At 70.7% G+C, this 21,125-nt stretch carries 17 protein-coding genes; 4 read left to right on the top strand and 13 right to left on the bottom strand.

Annotation, left to right across the window (positions count from 1 at the left end):
• Positions 1 to 459: a hypothetical protein gene (locus tag CSX12_RS10985; RefSeq protein ID WP_206427070.1), complete on the top strand. Its 459-nt coding sequence runs from the start codon at positions 1 to 3 to the stop codon at positions 457 to 459.
• A 24-nt stretch (positions 460 to 483) separates the two neighbouring features.
• Here the strand turns inward: CSX12_RS10985 and CSX12_RS10980 are convergent, their stop codons facing one another.
• The 7 genes from CSX12_RS10980 to CSX12_RS10950 all read right to left on the bottom strand — a co-directional run bounded on the left by CSX12_RS10980 (position 484) and on the right by CSX12_RS10950 (position 8,104).
• Positions 484 to 867: an MmcQ/YjbR family DNA-binding protein gene (locus CSX12_RS10980; RefSeq protein WP_124895786.1), complete on the bottom strand. Its 384-nt coding sequence runs from the start codon at positions 865 to 867 to the stop codon at positions 484 to 486.
• Between the two features lie 53 nt (positions 868 to 920).
• Positions 921 to 1,838, bottom strand: coding sequence for an oxidoreductase (locus CSX12_RS10975; RefSeq protein WP_124895785.1), 918 nt, complete (start codon positions 1,836 to 1,838; stop codon positions 921 to 923).
• Between the two features lie 28 nt (positions 1,839 to 1,866).
• A complete protein-coding gene (locus tag CSX12_RS10970) occupies positions 1,867 to 2,820 on the bottom strand; it encodes a sugar kinase (protein WP_124895784.1) in 954 nt (317 codons plus the stop codon).
• A gap of 51 nt (positions 2,821 to 2,871) precedes the next feature.
• Positions 2,872 to 4,098, bottom strand: a complete 1,227-nt coding sequence (gene manD / locus CSX12_RS10965) for a D-mannonate dehydratase ManD (protein ID WP_124895783.1) — start codon at positions 4,096 to 4,098, stop codon at positions 2,872 to 2,874.
• Between the two features lie 73 nt (positions 4,099 to 4,171).
• Positions 4,172 to 5,572 (bottom strand): MFS transporter, encoded by a 1,401-nt coding sequence (locus CSX12_RS10960; protein ID WP_017202888.1) that lies wholly within the window; start codon positions 5,570 to 5,572, stop codon positions 4,172 to 4,174.
• Between the two features lie 52 nt (positions 5,573 to 5,624).
• Complete coding sequence (locus CSX12_RS10955) at positions 5,625 to 6,629, bottom strand: L-idonate 5-dehydrogenase (RefSeq protein WP_017202887.1); 1,005 nt, start codon at positions 6,627 to 6,629, stop codon at positions 5,625 to 5,627.
• Complete coding sequence (locus tag CSX12_RS10950; protein WP_124895782.1) at positions 6,626 to 8,104, bottom strand: mannitol dehydrogenase family protein; 1,479 nt, start codon at positions 8,102 to 8,104, stop codon at positions 6,626 to 6,628. Before CSX12_RS10950 ends, CSX12_RS10955 begins: the two co-directional genes overlap by 4 nt.
• Before the next feature lie 93 nt (positions 8,105 to 8,197).
• On the opposite strand from CSX12_RS10950, the gene CSX12_RS10945 reads away from it, so the two are divergent.
• Positions 8,198 to 9,160 (top strand): LacI family DNA-binding transcriptional regulator, encoded by a 963-nt coding sequence (locus tag CSX12_RS10945; RefSeq protein ID WP_124895781.1) that lies wholly within the window; start codon positions 8,198 to 8,200, stop codon positions 9,158 to 9,160.
• A gap of 13 nt (positions 9,161 to 9,173) precedes the next feature.
• On the opposite strand, the gene CSX12_RS10940 is transcribed toward CSX12_RS10945, so the two are convergent.
• Together CSX12_RS10940 and helR are read right to left on the bottom strand one after the other, a co-directional pair.
• The gene (locus CSX12_RS10940; RefSeq protein WP_241160435.1) at positions 9,174 to 10,658 is read right to left on the bottom strand and encodes a DUF1524 domain-containing protein; all 1,485 of its coding nucleotides are present in this window, start codon (positions 10,656 to 10,658) and stop codon (positions 9,174 to 9,176) included.
• Between the two features lie 117 nt (positions 10,659 to 10,775).
• Positions 10,776 to 12,908 carry an RNA polymerase recycling motor ATPase HelR gene (gene helR / locus CSX12_RS10935; RefSeq protein ID WP_124895780.1) on the bottom strand — a complete coding sequence of 711 codons (2,133 nt, stop codon included), beginning with the start codon at positions 12,906 to 12,908 and terminating at the stop codon, positions 10,776 to 10,778.
• 166 nt (positions 12,909 to 13,074) lie between these two features.
• Between helR and CSX12_RS10930 the strand changes: the two genes are divergently transcribed.
• Positions 13,075 to 13,659 carry an NADPH-dependent FMN reductase gene (locus tag CSX12_RS10930; protein ID WP_124895779.1) on the top strand — a complete coding sequence of 195 codons (585 nt, stop codon included), beginning with the start codon at positions 13,075 to 13,077 and terminating at the stop codon, positions 13,657 to 13,659.
• 14 nt (positions 13,660 to 13,673) lie between these two features.
• Here the strand turns inward: CSX12_RS10930 and CSX12_RS10925 are convergent, their stop codons facing one another.
• Positions 13,674 to 14,534 (bottom strand): DUF72 domain-containing protein, encoded by an 861-nt coding sequence (locus tag CSX12_RS10925; RefSeq protein ID WP_124895778.1) that lies wholly within the window; start codon positions 14,532 to 14,534, stop codon positions 13,674 to 13,676.
• A 409-nt stretch (positions 14,535 to 14,943) separates the two neighbouring features.
• Here CSX12_RS10925 and CSX12_RS10920 point away from each other — a divergent pair, with 409 nt between their 5' ends.
• Positions 14,944 to 15,327 (top strand): hypothetical protein, encoded by a 384-nt coding sequence (locus CSX12_RS10920; protein ID WP_017202880.1) that lies wholly within the window; start codon positions 14,944 to 14,946, stop codon positions 15,325 to 15,327.
• 13 nt (positions 15,328 to 15,340) lie between these two features.
• Here the strand turns inward: CSX12_RS10920 and CSX12_RS10915 are convergent, their stop codons facing one another.
• Genes CSX12_RS10915 through CSX12_RS10905 form a run of 3 tightly spaced genes read right to left on the bottom strand, consistent with a single transcriptional unit; the run spans position 15,341 to position 21,095 of the window.
• Positions 15,341 to 18,793, bottom strand: a complete 3,453-nt coding sequence (locus CSX12_RS10915; RefSeq protein WP_124895777.1) for an error-prone DNA polymerase — start codon at positions 18,791 to 18,793, stop codon at positions 15,341 to 15,343.
• A complete protein-coding gene (locus CSX12_RS10910) occupies positions 18,793 to 20,328 on the bottom strand; it encodes a DNA polymerase Y family protein (protein WP_017202878.1) in 1,536 nt (511 codons plus the stop codon). The genes CSX12_RS10915 and CSX12_RS10910 overlap by 1 nt, the downstream gene beginning before the upstream one ends.
• Positions 20,325 to 21,095: a hypothetical protein gene (locus CSX12_RS10905; RefSeq protein WP_124895776.1), complete on the bottom strand. Its 771-nt coding sequence runs from the start codon at positions 21,093 to 21,095 to the stop codon at positions 20,325 to 20,327. Before CSX12_RS10905 ends, CSX12_RS10910 begins: the two co-directional genes overlap by 4 nt.
• Between the last annotated feature and the right edge of the window lie 30 nt (positions 21,096 to 21,125).

Genomic DNA, 21,125 nt, shown 5'->3' with positions numbered 1-21,125 from the left:
GTGCGCCTCCGCTCGAGAATGAGGGGGATCCGAGATTGGTTTGATTCGAGATCGCGCTCGTCCGCCATGTACTGCCGTCTGGCGACCGCGGCCCGAGATGATCTCGTCACCGCCGCGGTGATCAGGACCGTTGTAACGCCGTGGTCCCTGGCGAGAGGAATCACATACGCACTGCTCGGAGCGGCGAGCACCCTGGCGCTCGTCGCCGTGGTGCCCCTGGTGCACGGGCTCATCGCGACGGCGAACCAGACGCCGGATCAGACCGCGACCCTGCTGACGCTGATGCTCGGCGGTAGCTCAGCCCTGCTGCTATTCATCGCACTCATCCCTGCCACCTCCTCCGACCGACAGCTCAGGGAGCTGAGGACACGCTTCCGCGCGAAGTGGGGCCTCCCGGATGAACTGCAGATGAGGAGGTTCACGGACGACATACCCGCCCCGCGTGACGGGTCGGACTGACCACCTGCCCGCGCGGCGCCGTCCTCACGCCTGCCCGAAGGTGGCGGGGTCGACGGGCCACTGCGACTTGGGGACGCTGTGCTCCAGCACCTGCAGGTACGACTCGGTGACGAGCTCGTCGACCACCTCGGGCTCGAGCGTGCCACCCGGGTGCAGGCTGATCCAGTGCTTCTTGTTCATGTGGTAGCCGGGGGTGATGTCGGCGTACTGGCTGCGCAGCGCGTGGCTCTCCTCGGGGTCGGACTTGAGCGTGACGATGGCCTCGCCGGTGACGCCGGTCTGCAGCATGAACACCTTCCCGCGCACCTTGAACACGTCCCACTCCGGTCCGAACGGATGGGTCAGCTCCGCTCCGGGCAACTCCTCCGCGCGAGCCGCCGCGCGCTCGTGCAACGTCTTCCCGTCCATCGGGCCTCCTTCGCTCCTGTGAACCCTGGTCGAAACGCTCGGATCTCCGCGGCTCACCCCGGCCCGTCGCTGGTTGCCGCGAGCAGCGTCGCGATGACGTCGGCGATCGGGGTCGGGATGCCGTGGGCGCGACCGAGGCGGGAGATGACGCCGTTGCGGACATCCCATTCGAGGGGGCGTCCTGCGTCGCGGTCCGTGAGGATCGAGGTGCTCAGGTCGGCCGGGAACGCCCGGAACTTCGCCAGGATCTCGTCGGGAGCGTCGTCAGCGAGTCGTGCTCCCTCGGCGCGCGCGACGAGCAGGCCCTCCTGCAGATAGGCGCGGGTCAGGTCGGCGATGTCGTCCCGGGCGAACATGCCGGACCGGCGCCCGGTGAGAGCCATGAGGCCTGCGGCGGCGTTCTGGAGCAGCTTGCGCCACGCCACGGTCGAGAAGTCCGCGACCACCTCGATCTCGCAGCGGGTGCCCCGCAGCACCTCGACGATGCGATCGCTGCCTCGCGTCTCCGGCAGGGACAGCCTCGCCTCCCCACGCAGGCGCACCGACCCGTCCTCCTGCGCCTGGGCGGGGAACCAGACCACGGACGGGAGGATCGCCGTTCCCGGGGGCAGGTGCGGGGAGACCATCGAGACCTGTTCCACCCCGTTCTGCAGGATGCACACCACAGTGTCCGGACCGCACAGGACGGCGAGCCAGGGCGCGGCGCCGGCGATCTGGGTGGCCTTGACCGCCAGGAACACGACGTCGGCGGGATGGGACACCTCCGCCGGATCGGCCCGCACCGGGCCCGGCACGGGGAGGCGCTCTTCTGCCGCGACGAGTTCGAGCCCCGGGCGCGGCGTGCGGCCGTACAGCGCCGGCGTGCGCCCTGCCTCGTGGAGGGCGGCCGCGATCGTCGTGCCGATCGCGCCCGGTCCGATCACCGCCACCCTCGTCGCGCGAGCGGCGGGGGTCGTCTCACGTTCGGTCACGGCAACACGGTACCGTCTGCGCCCGCGGTCAGCGCTGCACGGGGTCGGCGTCGCCGTCGAGGAAACGCTCCAGTTCGCGCAGGGTCGGTGCCGACTCCCAGTCGCCAGGGGCGAGACACGCGACCGCGCCGCAGGCATTGGCGCGGCGCAGCGTCTCCTCCGCGGAGAGGTGTTCGAGCATCGCGCTGAGGTACCCCGCCACGAACGCATCGCCTGCGCCCACGGTGTCGACCACGTCGACGCGGAACCCGGCGCCCACGGCCGTGCCTGTCTCGTCGAAGACCGTCGCCCCCGCCGCACCCTGCTTGAGCACGGTCGTGCGGCACCCGTCCTCCCGCAGGAGCGCGGCCGCGCTCTCGGGGGAGCGCCCGGGGAACAGGATCGACAGCTCCTCGGCCCCGCCGAAGACGATGTCCGCACGGGCGGCGATGTCGCGCAGGAGCGGACCCGCCGTCGTCCGGCTCGCCAGCGCCGACCGGTAGTTGACGTCGAAGCTGACCACGACGCCGGCTGCCTTCGCGCGCTCGACGGCCGAGACGAGAGCGGCGTGCGCGGAATCGGACAGCAGGGCGGTGATCCCCGTGACGTGCAGGAGCGCCGCCTCCTCGACCCATCCGGCCGGCAGGTCTGCGCTGCTGAGTCGGGACCCCGCCGAACCGGACCGGTAGTAGTGCACGGCGGTCGACGACGCGGTCGGACGCTCCTTGAGCATCAGCCCGGTCGGGGCGTCGGCGTCCGCGATCGCCCGCACGTCGATGCCCTCCGCGCGCAGCTCTCGGATCACCCGCGCGCCGAGGGAGTCGTCGCCGATGCGCCCCAGCCAGGACGCGTCGACCCCGAGTCGGCTCAGACCGACCGCGACGTTGCTCTCCGCTCCGCCGATGCCGAGCGACATGTCGCGCACGTGGCGGAGCGACCCTGTCTCGTCGGCGCGCACCAGCGCCATGGTCTCGCCGAGGGTGACGACGCGTCCGCCGGTCATGGTCGGCCGCAGCGAGCGCGGTCGCGCAGCGGGCAGCGGTCCACGCCGCGGTCACCAGTCATGGATCGTCCCGTCCAGCAGCCGGTTCACCGGGAGGTACGCCTTGGTGTACTCGTGCGCCGCCGCAGCGTCCTCGTCGAGTTCGACGCCGAGCCCCGGCTGCTCGCTCGGGTGCAGGAAGCCCTGGTCGAACGTGAACGACGTCTGGAAGACCTCGAGCGTCTGGGCGTTGTGCGGCATGTACTCCTGGATGCCGAAGTTGTGGATCGCGAGGTCGAGGTGCAGCGCCGCGGCCATGCCGACGGGGGAGATGTCGGTGGGTCCGTGGATGCCCGACTTGATCCCGTAGATCGCCGCGAAGTCGAGGAGCTTCTTCATCGCCGTGATGCCGCCGGTGTGGGTGACGGCGGAGCGGACGTAGTCGATGAGCCGCTCGGTGATGAGCGTCTGATAGTCGAACACCGAGTTGAAGACCTCGCCGATCGCGAGCGGTGTGGTCGAGTGCTGGCGGACCAGACGCAGCGCCGTCTGATCCTCACCGGGCGTGCAGTCCTCGAGCCAGAACAGGTCGTAGGGCTCGATCTCCTTCGCGAAGCGGGCGGCCTCGATGGGAGACATCCGGTGGTGGCCGTCATGCAGGATCCGCAGATCCGTGCCGAAGTCCTCACGGATCCGCGCGAACACCCCCGGCATGTGCGAGAGGTAGTTGCGGGTGTCCCAGGTCTCCTCGCTGGGGCGATCGCCGGAACGCTTGGCGGGCTCGTAGTCGTAGCGGACGCCCGGGCCGGAGGAGGAGACGCCGTAGATCTGACCGAGCCCCGGCACGCCGGTCTGCACGCGCACCGCCGTGTAGCCGAGCTCCTGGTAGCCGGTGATCGCGTTCTGCAGGGCGGCGTAGTCGGTGCCGGAGGCATGCGCGTACACGCGGACACCCTCCCTGCTCGCCCCGCCCAGCAGCTGGTACAGGGGCATCCCGGCCTTCTTGGCCTTGATGTCCCACAGGGCCATGTCGACCGCGGCGATGGCCGCCATCGTGACCGGGCCGCGGCGCCAGTACGGTCCGCGGTAGAGGTACTGCCAGGTGTCCTCGATCCGGTCCTCGTCCCTGCCGATGAGCATCGACGCGACGTGCTCGGAGAGATAGGCGGCGACGGCGAGCTCGCGGCCGTTGAGCGTCGCGTCTCCCCAGCCGACGATCCCGTCGGAGGTCGTGATCTTGAGCGTGACGAAGTTGCGTCCTGGGCTGGTGATGGAGACGTCGACGAGATCGATGGTCATGGCGTGTGTTCCTCAGATGTGCGGGGTGCGGCCGCTCGGGTCGGCCGCACCCCTGGTCGTGATGGTCGGTGCGTCACATGGCGGAGCGCGGATCGGTGAGATCGCGCCCCGTCCACTCGGGTGCCCAGATCGCGGCCACCAGGGCGGACGCGGTGAACACACCCATCAGCACCATGACCGGGATGATGCTGCCGGTGGTCGCCGAGACCCAGGCCGCGACGATGATCGGTCCGATGCCGGTGGCGATGATGGCGGCGATCTCGCGCACCATGGCAGTGAGCGTGTAGCGGTTGCGGGCGCCGAAGATCTCCGGGATCGAGATGTTCTCCATCGACGCGAGCCCGAGCACCGAGACGTTGTGGATGATCGCGTAGCCCACGAACACCCATCCGAGCTCGGCGGTGTTGATCATCAGCAGCGTCGGCACGATCAGGACGAGCGACAGCGAGGTCATGATGATGTACATCCGGCGACGGCCGAAGCGGTCGCCCAGGAAGCCCACGAGGGGGATCGTCAGGAAGCCGATCAGCGAGGAGACGATGACCACTTCGGGACCGACCTCCTTCGACATCGCGAGGGTGATCGTGATGAACGAGATGAGGTACGTCTGCACGAGACCGGAGTTGCCCGCCTGGCCGAAGCGCAGGAAGAAGGAGACGATGATCGCCTTGATCGGCTTGCGGTGCAGCGACTCGAGCGTGCGGATGTCGTTGGTCTCGGTGGCGAGCTTGACGACCTCGTCGCGCGAGAGGGCCTTGCCGTCGACCACGTCGGAGCGCTCCTCGAAGACCGGGCTCTCCTTCAGGCTGAACCGCACCCACAGGGCGAACAGCATGATCACGGCGCTGCCGATGAAGGGGATGCGCCAGCCCCACTCGATCACGTCGCTCTCGAGCATCACCGCGAGCAGGATCGCCCAGATCGCCGAGGCGAACAGCGTGCCGCAGTTGGTGCCGAGGGCGACCAGCGAGGCGATGATGCCGCGGCGGTTGTCCGGCGCGTACTCCGACAGCATCACGCCGGCTCCGGAGATCTCCGCACCGGCGCCGAAGCCCTGGGCGAGGCGGAGGATGACGAGGAGGATCGGGGCCAGGATGCCGACCTGCTGGTAGGTCGGCAGGAAGCCGATGAGCGTGGTCGCCGCGCCCATCAGGAGGATCGTGTAGAAGAGCACCTTGCGCCGGCCGATCTTATCGCCGATGCGGGCGAACACGAAGGCGCCGATCGGGCGGGCGACATATCCCACGCCGTAGGTGGCCATGGCGAGCACCACGGCCATGCCGGGGCCCTCATCGGCGAAGAACAGCTGGCTGAACACCAGCGCCGCCGCGAGCGAGTACAGCTGGAAGTCCATGAACTCCAGGGCGGTGCCGAGCCAGCCCGAGACAGCCGCGCGGACGAGGTCGCCCATCGAGCGCTTGGCGACCGGAGGCGTTGCGGGGGCGTCCACGCCGGGGACGGGGGAACTGCTCATCGGAATACTCCTTTGTAGTGATGTGCGCAGGGGCGCGGGGCAGCGGGTGACGCTAGAGGGCCAGCAGGACCTTGGCCGAGGCGGACGAGTCGCGAGCGAGTTCGAACGCCGCGACGGCATCGGCGGCGGGAAGGACGTGGGAGATCACGGAGTCGAGCGCGTCGGAGGAGGCGAGCATGCGAACCGCGTCGTCGATCTCGGTGGAGAACCGGAACGCGCCCCGGATCGTCAGCTCCTTGGCGAGCATCGGGGCGAGGTTCACGCCGATGTCGGCGTTCGGGAGCATCCCGACCTGCACGACGGTGCCCGCGCGACGGGCCGCGCGAACCGCCTGGGTCAGCGCGACCGCGACGCCCGAGCATTCGAACACGACATCGAAGGACTCGTCGTCGATCGCATCACGGCCGACGAGGGCGGTCTCGGTCGCGCCCAGAGCCTTCGCGCGTTCGAGGGGCTCTTCGCGCACGTCGCTCGCCCCGATCACGGCGGCCCCGGCCTGCTTCGCCGCAGCGACGACCAGGAGGCCGATGGGGCCGGCGCCGATCACCAGGACGCGCTTGCCGGCCACGCCCTCGGCGAGGTTCACGGCGTGGATCGCGACGGCCAGTGGTTCGGCCAGTGCTGCGCGCTCGAGCGGCAGGCTCTCGGGCAGCACGCGGATCATCGGCTCCTCGACGAGGAGGAACTCCGACGCCCCTCCCTGACGGTGCGGGTCCGCCGCGGCGCTGCCGAAGTAGTCGCCTCCCGGTCGCAGATGGGGGCGGTCCTCGAGCCCGGGCACCTCGGGGCCGTAGCGCGCGGGGTGCACCGTGACCGGCGTGCCGGGAGCCAGACGGCCGGACGGGTCGAGGTCGACGACGCCGGAGAGCTCGTGCCCGGGGGAGAGCGGCTCGCGGATCGTGTACTCGCCGTTCGCGCCGTGGAAGTAGTAGTGCAGGTCGGAGCCGCAGATGCCCACGTAGTTCACGCGGAGCCGGACCTCGCCCGCGCCGGGAACGGGGACCTCGCGGTCCTCCCAACGGATGTCTTCCTTGCCGTGGATGGCGAGAGCCTTCATGGCTGCATCTCCTTCGTGAGGGTCTGGGACGCGTCGAGTGCATCCATGATCGCCGCGTCCACACCGCGACGCCGGATGACGTCGACCAGGTCGCCGACGCGGGCGATGAAGGCGTCCTGACCGGCCAGTTCCGTGCCGAACAGCTGCATGTCGGCGATCACGCGCCGAGCGAGGTCGTGGCCGTCCCGCGCGCTCGCCGCGGCGGCGCGCAGGCGCTCGCGAGCGGGGTCCGTCATGGCGGCGGCGTCCGCGCCCGGATCGAAGCCCGCCAGCGGGGCGAGGCACGACAGGTATCCGGCCACGGTGAGAGCGATCAGGTGCGGCATCTCGCCGCGGCCGAGAGCGAGGAGCGCAGGCTCGGGGATGCGCTGACCGAGCTTGACCGAACCGTCGGTGCCGACCTGGCTGGTGCGGTGGCCGAGGGCGGAGTTGCCCCAGCGCTCGAACAGCTGACTCTCGTACTCGCGGATGTCGACGTCCGACGGCATCCGGATCGACGGCTCGTACTCGCCGCGGAGCACCGCGAGCGCCGCCTGGGCGATCGGGTCGGTCCCGATCGCCTCAGGGATCGTATGCGCGCCGCGCAAGGCACCCAGGTAGGCGATGAGGGAGTGCGTACCGTTGAGCAGGCGCACCTTCATCTGCTCGTATCGGCCGACCTCCGTGGTGAACACGGCTCCCGCGGCGTCCCATGCCGGACGGCCGCCCGCGAACCGGTCCTCGATCGCCCACATCGAGAAGGGCTCGGCCGGGACGGGGATCGCGTCGTCGGCGCCGAGCAGGGCACGCACCCGCGTGCGCAGCTCCGGTGTGGTGGCGGGGACGATCCGGTCGACCATGCTGGAGGGGAAGGTCACCGCGCGGTCGAGGAATGCGAGGGCATCGGCCCCCTCGGCGTCCGGCAGCTCATGCAGGAACTCACGGACCAGCTTCTCGGTGTGCTTGCCGTTCGCGGCCAGGTTGTCGCAGCTCAGGATCGACAGGGGAGCCCCGCCGGTGGCGGCGCGCGCCTGCACGCCGCGCGCGAGCTGCCCGATCGTCGTGCGAGGAGCCTCACCGCGCAGATCGGCGCGGATGCCGTCGTCGTCGAGGTCGAGGTGCTGGGTCGCGGGGGAGTAGCCGTAGCCGTTCTCGGTGACCGTGAGGGTGATGATGCGGATGTCGGCGTCCGCGATGTGAGCGACGACGCGCGCCGGCTCGTCCGCGCCGACGAAGGCATCCGTGTGGACGCCCGGGACGCTGAGCGAGATGCTGTCCGGGGCGATGGTCGCGACGGAGTAGCGCAGGTCCTGCGCGTGCAGGGCATCGACGACCGTGTGCGAGCGCGATGCGACGCCGATGATGCCCCACGGGCCGTCGGCGGCCTGAAGCGCACCGCGCGTGTACACGGCCTGGTGCGCACGGTGGAAGCTGCCGAGCCCGAGGTGCAGGATGCCGGCACCGGAGGGTCTGCCCTGATCGGCGATGATCGTCATGTAAACGAGTGTGTAGCACTTGTACAAACTTGTCAACACGTTTCATCCCGGTGATGCATGATCATAGAGGGACAGCACGATCGGAAGGCGACAGTGACTTCGACATTGACGGATGTGGCCAAGCGCGCCGGCGTGTCCATCGCGACGGCATCCCGCGCGTTCGGCGAACCCGACAGGCTCGCCAACGGCACCCTCGAGCGCGTGCTCCAAGCCGCGAGCGATCTCGGCTACTCCACGCCGCAGGCCGCCACCGCCACCCGCACGTTCGGCGTCGTGGTGCCCGATGTCGCGAACCCCGTCTACGCGACGCTGCTCAAAGCGATCCAGGGACAGGCGTGGCACGGGCACCACCGCATCGTGCTGTTCGACGCGGATGAGGATCTGCGCCGTGAGCGCGAGCAGATCCAGCAGGCGCGCAAGCTCGACGGCATGCTGCTGTGCTCGCCGCGTCTCCCCGACGCGGATGTGCTCGAACTCGTCGGATCGACGCCGTGCGTCATCGTCAACCGGCAGATCGACGGGGCGCCCTGCGTGCTCATGGACACCGAGCACGGCCCCTCGCAGGCGGTCGAGCACCTCGCCGCGCTCGGACACCGGCACGTCGCCTATGCGTCCGGACCCCGCGGGTCGTGGGCCGACGCGCGTCGCTTCGACACCATCTCGCGCGCGTGCGAGAACCACGGCATCCGCCTCACGCGCCTGAGCCATCATGCCGCCTCGATCCAGGGCGGGAGGGCGGCCGCCGCCCCTGCCGTGGCGAGCGGGGCGACGGCCGTCGTGGCCTACAACGACCTCGTCGCGCTCGGACTGGAGGCGGGGATGCTCGAACTCGGGCGGCGATGCCCCTCCGACGTGAGCATCGTCGGGATCGACGACATCGACCTCGCCGGAGCCGTCACGCCGGGCCTGACCACCGTGCGGATGCCGATCGGCCGGAGCGGAGAGCTCGCGGTCGACCTGCTCCTCCAGGCGATCTCCGGTGTCGCGATCGGCGAGGTCGCGACGCTCGGCTCGCAGCTCATCGTGCGCGCATCCACCGCGGCCCCCGCCGTCTGATCGAGGGACGTCCTCAGCGGAAGTGCGACTCGCAGGCGATGCCGTCGTTGTCGCTGTCCAGCCGGAAGACGTCGCCGTACCAGGGGAAGTAGCGATTGAAGTCAGCTTGCGCTGCCGCCTGGGAGCGGTAGTCCCCGCAGTCCATGTCGCGGGCCGGGCGGGGAGGGGCGGCGGGAGCGCCGCGCACCTCGGGGCGAGGCGAACCCATGGCGCGCCATTCGGCGGGCGTCAGCGCCTTGGTGACGGTGGGGCCGGAGTAGTAGATGGTCCCGCTGCCGTAGTTCTGCCACACGACGTCGTTGGGCAGTCGGGTGCGGACGACCGGCGTCGGATTCCCCTCGGCCGTCCACCGAGCCCCGTCGATCGGCGAGCCGATGCCCGACGCGTAGTCGACGAGGAACGCGATGCTCGGATGCCACGACAGTTTGACGAAGCCCTGATTCGGGCGCTTCTCGAAGGGCTGGTATCCCGATGCGGCCCACTCGGCTGCGGTGAGCGCGTGCTTCTTCCCGCCGACGTCCTGCACGAAGATCTGCCGGGATTCCGCCCACTGGTAGTACGTGGATCCTTCGATCCAGCCCGCTGTGCGCGGCTTGGGGTTCCCGGCGCGCTTCCACTCCGCGGCGTTCACGTGCTTCCAGACCCACCGGGACTTGTCCGTTCCGAACATCGTCACGGCGCTGATGGTCGGGGACCACGCGTACTTCACGTACTCCGTGGGCGCTGGGAGCGGCTTGGGGGCGCCGGCGGCCTGCCATTGCGCGAAGGTGAGCGCGCGGACGCTGGTCGCGGTGACGGCCCAGATGGTGCCGTCGTACTTCGCGATGTAGTAGCGGGTGTCCGCCGGGGGGATCCCCGGCCGGTCCGCAGGCAGGGGTGGGGCGACGAGAGTCTGCTGGACGCATCCGGCCAGGACCTTCTGGATCGCCGCCTTCTCGGCGTGATCGACCGCCAGATTCCAGCGCCACTTCACCGCCACCCACTCCGAGACATACGTGCACCGGGCGGACGGGAACGGAGAAGGCGGCAGCCAGGCCGCCGGATCCTTGTCGGCCTTCGCGGCGCTCGTCGCCACCGTCAGCATGGTGAGGGTGCGCGGGTCGCCGACGTCGTTCGCGAACGCCTCGCGCTGCGCTGCGGTCCAGGCCCAGGCGCCCGACAGCCAGGCCTCCTTCAGGGCGACGAGGTGGTTCAGCTCCACCGCTGCCGGATCGATGTGGACGATGTTGTCGTAGTACGACTGCCACTGACCGCTCGCGACCGCACAGCCGTCGACCATGGTCGGGGGGACGTCGGATTCCTCGACCAGCACCTCCTGGGTGGTGATGCAGCCGTCTCCGTCGAGATCGCGCTCCTCTCGGAACAGGGTCCGGTCGAACGTCGCCGGTGAGGGGGCTTCCACGCGCAGCTGGTTCAGCACATCCGAGACGAGGATGTGCTCGCCAGGGACGGGAGCCGCGGCGGCCGCCGCCGGCGCCGCCGCCGAGCCGATGAGCATGAGCGCGACGATAGTCGCCGTAAACCGAACGCGATCGCGCATGATTCTCCCCGCCGTGGGACTCCACCGTGGAGCCTCGCGCTCAGGATACACACAGGAAGGCGTTCGTCCCCCGACTCAGCTCAGCACGACGAGCTCCCGCGTCGTCCTGGTCATGGCCACGTAGCGGTCCACGGCCCCGGTCACGCCATCCCCGAACCGCTCCGGGCGCACCAGGACGACCAGGTCGAACTCCAACCCCTTCGCGGTGGCGGGGGAGAGGGAGAGGACGCGCGGCGTCGACGGCAGGTCAGGGTTCCCGATCACGCACGCGATCCCCTCGGGATGCGAGGTCAGCCAGTCGTCGAGCAGGGCGGGCAGGTCCGTCGCCTCACCGAAGCGGACAGGGACCCCGCTCTCCCGCGCGGAGGTCGGGACGTTCGCGTCGGGGATCGCCGCGAGCACCACGGGCGCCGCCACCTCCATCACCTCCGCCGGAGTGCGGTAGTTCACGCTCAGATGCGCGACCCTGACGTCACGGAGGCCGATCCTGCCCAGCCGCGCCTCCCAGGTCTCGGTGAACCCGTGACGCGCCTGGGCGCGGTCGCCGACGATGGTGAAGCTGCGTGCGGGGCACCGCGCGATCAGCATCCGCCACTCCGCGTCCGACAGCTCCTGCGCCTCGTCGACGACGATGTGCCCGAACGGTCCTGCCAGCTCGTCCGGGCGCAGCACCGGCGGCGCGTCGACGCCGACGAGGACGTTGCGCGCGTCCTGTCCGCGGAGCATCGACATCACCTTCATCTCGCTGTCGTCGTCTTCGATGAGGTGATCGACCACGTGCGACATCTGCTCCTGTGCCGAGGCGATCACGGCCTGACGTCGGTGCTCCGCGCGCACCGACTCCGGGTCTCCGATCCGGCGGTGCGCGGCGTCGAGCAGGGGCAGATCGGCGTCCGTCCAGGCCTCGGGATCCGACCGCTGCAGCAGCGCGATCTCCGCGTCGGAGAGGTCGGGGGCGCAGCGGCGGAGGAACTCCGGCGACCGCCACAGCCGCGCGACCACGGAGGCGGGGGAGAGCAGCGGCCACGCTCGCACGAAGGTGCCCGTGAGCTCGTCGTCCTGACGGAGCCACCGCCGCACGGCGAACGGGGGCACATCGTCGTCGTCCACCTGGTCGGTGAGCAGCTCGAGCAGCTCCTCCCACACCTCGTCCCTGGCCTCGTTGTGCGCGGCGGCCGGGTCCGCTCCCGAGAAGACCTCCGCCCACTCCTCGCGGCTCAGCCACAGGTCGGCCCAGGGCGATTCGATGCGCATGGCGTGACGGGGCGGCTGCTCGAACGCCTTCGCGGCCGCGTCGAGCACGGCGTCGGGATCGAGCGACGCCTTGAGGGCTGCGGCGCGGGGATCCGACTCCTCGACCGCCAGAGCGCCCTCGGGGACGAGGTCGCGCAGGGTGCACAGGCGCACCGTGTCCTCCCCGAGACTCGGCAGGACGTCGTCGACGTACGCGAGGTAGCGCGCGTTCGGTCCGACCAGGAGCATGCCGCCCGCGCTCCGGGTCAGCCGCGGCTCGGCATAGAGGAGGTGCGCGGCACGATGCAGCGCCACGACAGTCTTGCCCGTGCCCGGACCGCCGTAGACGACGAGCGCTCCGGGGGAGGCGGCGCGGATGATCGCATCCTGATCCGCCTGGATCGTCGCGAGCACATCCCGCATCTTCGACGTGCGGTGCGTGCCGAGGCTGGCGATGAACGCCGACTGGTCGTCCAGGGAGGCGGCACCGTCGAACGCCTCCGGGGTGAGCGCCTCATCCCAGTAGTCGCTGACGCGGCCTCCGCTCCAGCGGTAGCGGCGACGCGAGGTGATCCCGCGCGGATCCTCCATCGTCGCGCCGAAGTACGGCTCGGCGGCCGGGGTGCGCCAGTCGATCAGGAGGCGCGTGCCGTCCTCGGCGGCGAGCCCGGTGCGGCCGATGTATACGTGCTCGCCGGTGGTGCGCGTCATCCGTCCCAGGCACACGTCCATGCCGAAGCGCTCGAGCACGCGAAGCCGTCCGGTGAGCCGCCGGACCTCCAGGTCGCGGTCGACGGCGCTGTCGCCGAAACCGGCAGGACGCCGACGCACCTCGCTCAGACGGTCGGCGACCTCTGCGCGCTGGGTCTCCACCGTCTCGGCGATCCGCAGCAGGTGGCGCCGGTCCGCATCGAGGAGGCCGGGTGCTGCCTTCGCGCGCAGATCATCGGAGAGGTGGAAGGGGTCGATGGGCATGGATCTCCTTCTCGGCCGTGCGCAGATCGCACGAGCGAGGGTCGATTCTGCCCCATGCCCGGGGCCTTGCGGCAAGCCCCCACCCCGGCGATATCCTGGAAATGGAAGGACGCAGGGATCACACCGCGGCAGTCCGCCCGGTCGGCGCCTCCCCGCGCAAGGGACCATGACCCACCGCATCGGATACATCGTCGGAAGCCTCGCGAAGGACTCGATCAACCGGGTCCTGTCGAAATCCCTCGTGCGACTGGCCCCGCCGAGTCTCGAGCTCGTCGAGATCCCGATCCGCGACCTCCCGCTGTACAACCGTGACGACGAACTCGATCCGGTGGCGGCCGTGACCACGTTCAAGCACGACGTCGAACGCGCCGAGGGTCTGCTGCTCGTCTCCCCCGAATACAACCGCTCCATCCCCGGCGCGCTGAAGAACGCCATCGACTGGGGATCGCGGCCCTGGGGGCACAACTCCTTCGCCCGCAAACCCACCGGGATCATCGGCGCGTCGACCGGCGCGATCGGCACCGCCGTCATGCAGTCGTCGATGCGCAGCGTGCTGAGCTTCCTCAATGCGCCGCAGTTGAACGCGCCCGAGGCCTACATCACCTTCAAGCCGGAGCTCTTCGGCGAGGACGGCGAGGTGACCGACCCCGCCACCGAGGAGTTCCTCCGCCACTACATGAGCGAATACGCGGCCTTCGTCGAGCGCGTGGTCTCGCTCACGGCACCGGGCCACGTCGGCGACCAGGGCTAGGCACCGGCCGGGCGTCACGCGCCTTCGTCGACGAGCGCGGCCAGAGCCTGCGCATCGTGGGGCGCGTGGCCTCTGGCATCGTTGTCGAAGTAGACGTACACGTCGCGGGGCCTGCCGTCGGCCGCGCCGGTGCCGTCCCGCCAGGACCGGATCAGCTCCGCCCACTCCCGCAGCTCCTCCGGGGTGTAGGCGCTGTGGTAGAGCATCTTGGCGCCGTGCAGACGGACATAGGCGAAGTCCGTGGTGAGGCAGTCGAAGCGCGGCCACCGGCCCGCCGTGTCCGCGGCGACCAGCGCGACGCCGTGATCCCGCAGCAGCCGCAGGCTGTCCTCGGCGGCGAAGGTCGCGGACCTCGGTTCCAGCGCGTACTGCAAGGGCACATCCTCCTCGATCTCGAGCCAGGCACGGTCGCTGAGCCGCTCGTCGCGGCGGGTCGCGAGCGCGAGAGCCTCGCCGGTGGTCCGCGGGAGGGTCGTCAGGAAGGCGTCGATCACCTCGGGGTCGAAGCGCTGCCGCTCGGGAAGCTGCCAAAGGATCGGGCCGAGCTGCGATCCCAGGGCGAGCACGCCGGACGCGAAGAAGTTCGCGAGCGCCTGTTCCACGTCGCGGAGTCGGAGCATGTGACTGATGTAGCGGGAGCCCTTGACGGCGAACACGAAGTCCGCCGGCACGCTCGCTCTCCATGTCCGGTAGCTCTCCGGTCGCTGCAGCGAGTAGAACGAGCCGTTCACCTCGACCGTGTCGAACCGCGTGCCGATGTGTTCGAGCTCCTTCCGCTGCGGCAGACCCTTCGGGTAGAAGTCCCCGCGCCAGCGCGCATACCGCCAGCCGGAGACGCCGATGCGGATGCGGCCGGGGGCTCTCCGTGCGCTCATGTCGTCCTCCTGGTCGCGGCGCGGCGTGACCGAGGGATCTCCTGTCCGGTGCCGCCGTGTCGCCGACGATAGGAGCATTGCGGAGAGGAGGGGCCGGGGTTGACGGTTCCGGAGGCGCCCGCTAGCGGCGCGGAAGACGGTCTTGCGCGGGAGGGTATGCCCTCTCGACCACTCGCCCCAGACGGTGCTGCCGAGAGGGCTCACCGTCCTTCCCGGACGGTTGGGGAGGCGGCGAAGATCTCGCTGCTCTCATCGGCTGGTCTCCCCAGATCCAGCCGTATAGCCCCCGCTATGAGTGCAGGGTACCCCTTAATCGTCGTGTCCGCCATTTGGGGGACAAAGAAATTTTCGAACCTGTGCTTCCCGCCTCTCCCTGTCATCTCCCGGCGGGCGTGCCTAGGGTGGATCCATGGACAGACTCCTCGTGATCGCCGCTCACGTCGCCATCGCCCACGGCCACCGGGTCGAGGTGACCGAGCAGGTCGATCCGCTCGGCGAGGAGCCCGTGCTGCTCTCGGTCACCGACCTCGACACGGGGATCCGCTATCGCCGCCCCGAGGAGCCGAGCGGCGACATCTCCCGCTGGATCGGGCGCGTGCTGGAGTGCACCGTGACGATCGGCGGGATCGGTGCCCGCACGACCCTGCTGGTCGACCCGATCGGTCCCGGCGCGACCGGTGCGAAGATCGCCCTGCGCGGAGCGGATGCCGCAGCGGATGCGGCGAAGGCCGAAGCCGACAGGTGGGGAGGCGCCGACCGGCCGCCGGCGGAGGAGCCCGAGCGCTTCTGGTGAGGACGCGCCTGCGTCAGCGGAAATCCCTGGAGCGATGCGCGAGCCCCGTGCGCAGATCCTCGAAGCCGTCGGCGAGCACATTCACCACACCCTCCGCCGACCTCTCCAGGATGCCGCGGATGATGAGCGCCGGCGATTCACGGGCCACCCGACGGTAACGGTTCCAGACCCCCGTCGAGCACACCACGTTCACCAGGCCGCTCTCGTCCTCGAGGTTCACGAACGTGACCCCGGCGGCGGTCGCGGGCCGCTGACGATGCGTGACGAGCCCGGCGACCTCGATACGACGACCGACCTCGTGCTCCTGCAGATCGGTCGCGGTCAGCACGCCGCGGGCCCGCAGGGCCTCCCGGAAATGCGCCATCGGATGATCATCGGTCGACACACCCGTTGCCCAGAGGTCGGCGGAGAGCCGCTCGTAACTGGTCTGATCCGCGAACAGCGGCGGCTGCACCGCGACGGTCGTCCCCGGGAGGAAACGGGAGCGGTCCTCGGCGGCGGCCCCGGCGAGCCAGATGGCCTCGCGCCGCTCCAAGCCCAGACAGGCGAAAGCGCCGGCGGTGGCGAGCGCCTCGACCTGCGCGGCGGTGGCATCCGTCCGCCGCACCAGGTCGTGCAGGTCTCGATACCGGCCGTTCGCCTCTCGCTCTGCGACGATCCGCTCCGCCAGCGGCACCCCGATCCCGCGGATGCCGCTGAGTCCGAGGCGCACCGCGAACCCGCCGTCCCTGCGATGGGCGGCCGACTCATCCGGCGCCTCCCTGTCGAAGCGCAGCGGGGGCGGCTGAGGGACGGCGAGGCACGAGTCCCGCCCCGTCGGCCCCGCCGCCGTGGTCTCGTCGAGCGGCTCCAGGGTCTCGGTCGCCCCGGAGAGGTGCAGGTCGGGGCGGCGGACGTCCACGCCGTGCCGTCGCGCATCCGCGGTGAGGGTCGCCGCCGAGTAGAAGCCCATCGGCTGCGAGCGCAGCAGACCGGCGAGGAACGCCGCGGGGTAGTGCAGCTTCAGCCAGGAGCTGGCATAGACGAGCAGGGCGAACGACAGCGAGTGCGACTCCGCGAAGCCGAAGTTGGAGAACGCCTGGATCTGCGCGTAGATGCGATCAGACGCCTCGGCATCGAGCCCGCGCCTGGCCATCCCCGCGTACAGCTTGTCCTTGACCTTCTCGATCTTCTCCAGGCCCCGCTTCGACCCCATGGCCCGTCGCAGCAGGTCGGCCTCGTCCGCCGTGCAGTCGCCGATGGCGGTGGCCATCTGGATGAGCTGCTCCTGGAAGATCGGGATGCCCAGGGTGCGCTTCAGGATGGGCTCCAGGTCGCTGTGCGGGTAGGGGATGGGGAACTCCACCGGCTCCTCGCCCCGCTTCGCACGCTCCCGGTTCTCCTCGTCGACGCGGTCCTTCGCCATCTTGCGCCGCACGAACGGGTGCACCGCTCCACCCTGGATGGGACCTGGGCGGATGAGGGCGATCTGGATGGCGAGGTCGTAGAAGCTGCGCGGCTGCAGCCGGGGGAGCAGGCCGATCTGGGCCCGGGACTCCACCTGGAACACCCCGATGGAGTCCGCACGGCAGAGCATGTCGTAGACGGCCGCCTCCTCCTTGGGGATCGTCTCGAGCCGCCACAGTTCGCCCGTGTTCTCCCGGATGAGGTCGAAGCAGTGCTGGAGGGCCGCGAGCATCCCGAGTCCCAGCAGGTCGAACTTCACCAGGCCCATGAACGCGGAGTCGTCCTTGTCCCACTGGATGACGGTTCGATCCTCCATGCGGGCATGCTCCACCGGGACGACCTCGCCCACCGGACGGGCGGTGAGGACCATGCCGCCGGAGTGGATCCCGAGATGACGCGGCGCCTTCAGCAGCTCGCCGGCGTATGAGAGCACGTTCTCGGGGATGTCATGTCCTTCGACGGGCTCCAGGCCCGTGCTCCAGCCGTCGACCTGACGCGACCAGGCATCCTGTTGACCGGGGGAGTGGCCGAGCGCCCTGGCCATGTCCCGCACCGCGTTCTTCGGACGGTACTGGATGACGTTGGCGACCTGGGCCGCCCGCTCCCTGCCGTACTCCCGATAAACCCACTGGATGATCTCCTCCCGCCGGTCGGAGTCGAAGTCCACGTCGATGTCCGGCTCCTCCTGCCGGGTCGTGGCGAGGAACCGCTCGAAGGGGAGACGGTAGAGGATCGGGTCGACCGCGGTGATCCCCAGGAGGTAGCAGACCGCGCTCGCCGCAGCCGAGCCCCGTCCCTGGCAGAGGATGCCCCGACGGCGTGCCTCGGCGACGATGCCGTGCACGATCAGGAAGTACCCGGGGAAGTCCTTCTCCTCGATCACGTCCAGCTCCCGTGCGATCCGGTGGCGACCCTCGTCATCCAGTCGCGGGTACTTCGACGGCACCGCCTCCCAGACCAGGTGCCGCAACCAGCTCATCGGCGTGTGCCCGTCGGGCACCTTCTGCTGCGGCAGCGCAGGACGAGCGAGCCGCAGCGGGAACGCGGACGCCGCCGCGAGTTCGAGTCCGTACGAGATCGCCCCCGGGTAGCGCTGGAAGCGCGCCGACATCTCCGCTCCGCTGCGCAGGTGCGCTCCGCCGTTGGCGGGCAGCCAGCCGTCGAGCTCGTCCATGCTGCGCACGGCGCGGACGGCGGCCACGGCCTCCGCGAGCGGCGCCTGGGCTGGTGTGGCGTAGTGGACGTTGTTGGTCGCGACCACCGGCAGCCGCATCCGCCTGGCGCGTTCGGCCAGGGCGTCGTTGCGGCGGGTGTCCTGCGGATCCCCGTGGTCGACGAGCTCGACGGCCACGTTGTCGTGGCCGAACAGGTCGACGAGGTGCTGCAGCGGAGTGGCGGCGTCGCCGAGCTCCAGCCCCCGCCGGACGGCGCCCTTGCGGCACCCGGTCAGGATCGTCCAGTGCCCCTCGGCGCGGGCGGCGAGGTCTTCCAGGTCGTACACCGGGCGGCCCTTCTCTCCTCCGCGCAGCTGCGCCGCCGTGATCGCCCCGGAGAGACGGTGGTATCCCTCCATGCCGCGTGCGAGGACGAGCAGGTGCTCGCCCGCCGGGTCCGGCATGCCGCGCTGCGGTGCGGGGAGGTCGAGAGACAGCTCCGCCCCGAACACCGTCTGCAGCCGGACCTCCATGAGCTCGGCGACTTCGGCGAAGCGCGCGGCCCCGTAGAAGCCGTCGTGGTCGGTCAGGGCGAGAGCGCTCAGACCGAGGCGCTCGGCCTCCGCGATGAGCTCCTCGGGGGAGGAGGCCCCGTCCAGGAACGAGTACGAGGAGTGGGCGTGCAGCTCGGCATAGGGCACCGCGTCCTCGGGTCGGACCACGGCGGGAGGGGTGCGCTTGCGGCGGCGGCTCACGGGTCCCGGATCGGTGCGCTGACCGCGCGGCTCCGCCGTCGGCGAGGCCTCCTCGCCGCTGAGCGTGCGCTCCAGCTGGTTCCAGGACAGCGGCGGGTTGTGCCAGCCCATCAGCGATACCGCCCCTCGGCCCACCAGCGCTCGCCGGTGTGGAAGACCAGCCAGGCGCGATCCCGGTCGTCGACGATCTGGAGCCGATGCCCTCGTTTGCCGCCGCCCGTCGTCCAGCGGCGCTCGTGGACGGGCCAGGGGCCGGCCCACGCCTGCACGGCGGCTCCGTCGATCTGGGCGGGCGGCTGCGAGAGGGTCCCGCGCTCGTCGATGCTGATCGCGTCCTCGTCCGCACCGAGCACTCCGATGGGGCGCGGGGGGAGGAACACCTCCGCGGGGAGCGGATCCGGCAGGCTGCCCGGCCACGGAGAAGCCGGGTCGCGCGGGGGAACGGTGCGCTCTCCCCACGGGGTGAGCACCTGCCGGTCGGCGAGCCACCGCCCTCCGGAGACGGCGGCCGTGACCACCCCCTGATGGCCGAGCATGGTCTGCACGCGCGAGACCGCATGGTGCAGGCGCTCGTCCGTGCCGGAGCCGAAGAGTCCCGGCTGGTGGTGGGCGGCATCGTCCACCGCGGCGGGGAGGATGCGCACCGCCACGATGCCGCCGAACGCCCGTGCCTCATCGACCGGCTCCTTCGCGGACTCCGCGGCCAGGGCCTCCAGCTGCCAGCGCACCCGGTCGACCAGGTCGGAGGCGTCGAAGCAGGTCGGATGCAGCCACGAGCGCGAGAAGACGCCCCCGTCGTCGTCGGTCAGGTCGATCCGCACCTCCGTGCAGACGAGCGAGGCGTCTCCCAGAGCGAGCATCACGGCATCCGCGGTCTGCCGCACGGCGAAGGCCACCTGATCGGTCCCGCCCAGCGGCGACTCGAACTCGATGCTCCGCGCCAGCTCGGGGTCGGGTGGCCGTGGCGTGAGCGGGCGGGAGTCGGCGCCGCCGGCGAGCGCATGCAACCGGGCGCCGTGCTCGCCGAAGCGGTCGCGCACGTCGAGCGGGGTGAGCGCGGCGAATTCGCCGAGCGTGCGGACGCCGAGCCGGACGAGGAGGCCGGTGATCTGCTCGTCGCGGAGCACCTGCACGGGGTACGGGCTCAGGAACTCCCGCGCACCGCCGGGCGGCACGACGGTGCAGGGGGCGAGACCGCGTGCGGCGATCTCGGCGGTGAACGGGCCGTCGGCCACGCCGATGCGCACCTCGGGGAAGCCCGCGGTCGCGAGGATGTCGGCGAGGGCCTCCGCGGCCTCCGCCTCGCCGCCGTGATAGCGGGCGATGCCCCGGGCGCGGAGCACCGCCAGCCCTGGTCGCAGCAGGGTGACGCCCGGGGCATGCTGCTCGATGAGGTTGAGCACGGGCAGGAAGGCGCGTTCGTCGCGGTCGGCGTCGTGCGGGAGCACGCGGAGGGAGGCGAGATGCCCCTGTGCGATCCGTCGGCGCTGACCGGTGCGCACGCCGTGCTCTCGGGCGGAGGCGGTGCAGGCGACGACCGTGTTCGCCTGGATCAGGGCGGTGGGCGGATGCGGCGGTGCGCCCAGAGCGGCGCGCAGGGGCCAGTCCGGGAACCACAGCACGAGGACGCGGAGCGGGCTGTTCATCCGGCTTCCGCCCAACGCAGGAGTTCCGGGGGAGCGGCATCGGGGACGGCGGCGAGGGGCGGCAGGGCGGTGAGCTCGGTCGCGACGGCCTCGACGGCGCCGTGACCTCCCGGCAGCTGCACCCGCACGCTCGACGGGCGAGGGCTGTGCCTGGTCTGCGCGGTGATCGTCACCGTGCAGTCTGAGAGCAGCCCCCAGCCTGCGCCGAGTCCGTGCCAGTGCGGATCGTGCAGCCGGATCGTCCCCTCGCTCTGCGGCCAGCGCGCTGCGCCGGGGGTCTCGGCGACCAGGAGGGTGCATCCGCGATCGCGCAGGCGTGCGCTCAGGCGGGAGACGTCGGCATCGCGGGCCCTGGTGCCCGGCGCCACGACGATCAGGGGGACGACCTCGGCGAGGGCGGAGGTCGCGGCGAGCCAGCGCTCTCCCGGATCGGGGACCAGGATCAGCCGGGCGAGGTCGATGCCGAAGGCGGCGGCGGCTTCGACGCCGAGGGTGGGCATGCCGACCACCGCGCACCAGTGCCCTTTCCTGGAGGCGGTGCTGAGGAGGGCGAGCACGAGGCTCGGCGAGGGCGAGACGGTGTACGAGGTGCCGGTCTGCAGCCCCTCTTCCGGGAGGAGCGAGGCGAAGGCGGGGTCGAGGGGGATCAGCGCGTGTTCGCTGCGCCGTCGCTGCATCCTGCTGATCTCGCGCCGCAGTCGCAGCACTTCTCCCGCGCGGGAGTCGCTCGCCGGGGCGAGCGAGGCCACCGCATCGAGACCGATCACCGGACATCCTTTCTCGAATATATATTCTAA

The organism is Microbacterium sp. Y-01 (assembly GCF_003856715.1).
Taxonomy (GTDB): Bacteria; Actinomycetota; Actinomycetes; order Actinomycetales; family Microbacteriaceae; genus Microbacterium; species Microbacterium algeriense.
The sequence above is the reverse complement of the archived record's forward strand: the minus strand, read 5'-3'. Positions and strand labels throughout refer to the sequence as shown.

Bases quoted from the DNA above. Each gene is read 5' to 3' on its own strand.
- CSX12_RS10980 (WP_124895786.1), bottom strand. From the start codon at position 867: ATGGACGGGAAGACGTTGCACGAGCGCGCGGCGGCTCGCGCGGAGGAG.
- CSX12_RS10970 (WP_124895784.1), bottom strand. From the start codon at position 2,820: ATGACCGGCGGACGCGTCGTCACCCTCGGCGAGACCATGGCGCTGGTG.
- manD (WP_124895783.1), bottom strand. From the start codon at position 4,098: ATGACCATCGATCTCGTCGACGTCTCCATCACCAGCCCAGGACGCAAC.
- CSX12_RS10960 (WP_017202888.1), bottom strand. From the start codon at position 5,572: ATGAGCAGTTCCCCCGTCCCCGGCGTGGACGCCCCCGCAACGCCTCCG.
- CSX12_RS10955 (WP_017202887.1), bottom strand. From the start codon at position 6,629: ATGAAGGCTCTCGCCATCCACGGCAAGGAAGACATCCGTTGGGAGGAC.
- CSX12_RS10950 (WP_124895782.1), bottom strand. From the start codon at position 8,104: ATGACGATCATCGCCGATCAGGGCAGACCCTCCGGTGCCGGCATCCTG.
- CSX12_RS10940 (WP_241160435.1), bottom strand. From the start codon at position 10,658: ATGCTCATCGGCTCGGCGGCGGCGCCGGCGGCGGCCGCCGCGGCTCCC.
- helR (WP_124895780.1), bottom strand. From the start codon at position 12,908: ATGCCCATCGACCCCTTCCACCTCTCCGATGATCTGCGCGCGAAGGCA.
- CSX12_RS10930 (WP_124895779.1), top strand. From the start codon at position 13,075: ATGACCCACCGCATCGGATACATCGTCGGAAGCCTCGCGAAGGACTCG.
- CSX12_RS10925 (WP_124895778.1), bottom strand. From the start codon at position 14,534: ATGAGCGCACGGAGAGCCCCCGGCCGCATCCGCATCGGCGTCTCCGGC.
- CSX12_RS10920 (WP_017202880.1), top strand. From the start codon at position 14,944: ATGGACAGACTCCTCGTGATCGCCGCTCACGTCGCCATCGCCCACGGC.
- CSX12_RS10915 (WP_124895777.1), bottom strand. From the start codon at position 18,793: ATGGGCTGGCACAACCCGCCGCTGTCCTGGAACCAGCTGGAGCGCACG.
- CSX12_RS10910 (WP_017202878.1), bottom strand. From the start codon at position 20,328: ATGAACAGCCCGCTCCGCGTCCTCGTGCTGTGGTTCCCGGACTGGCCC.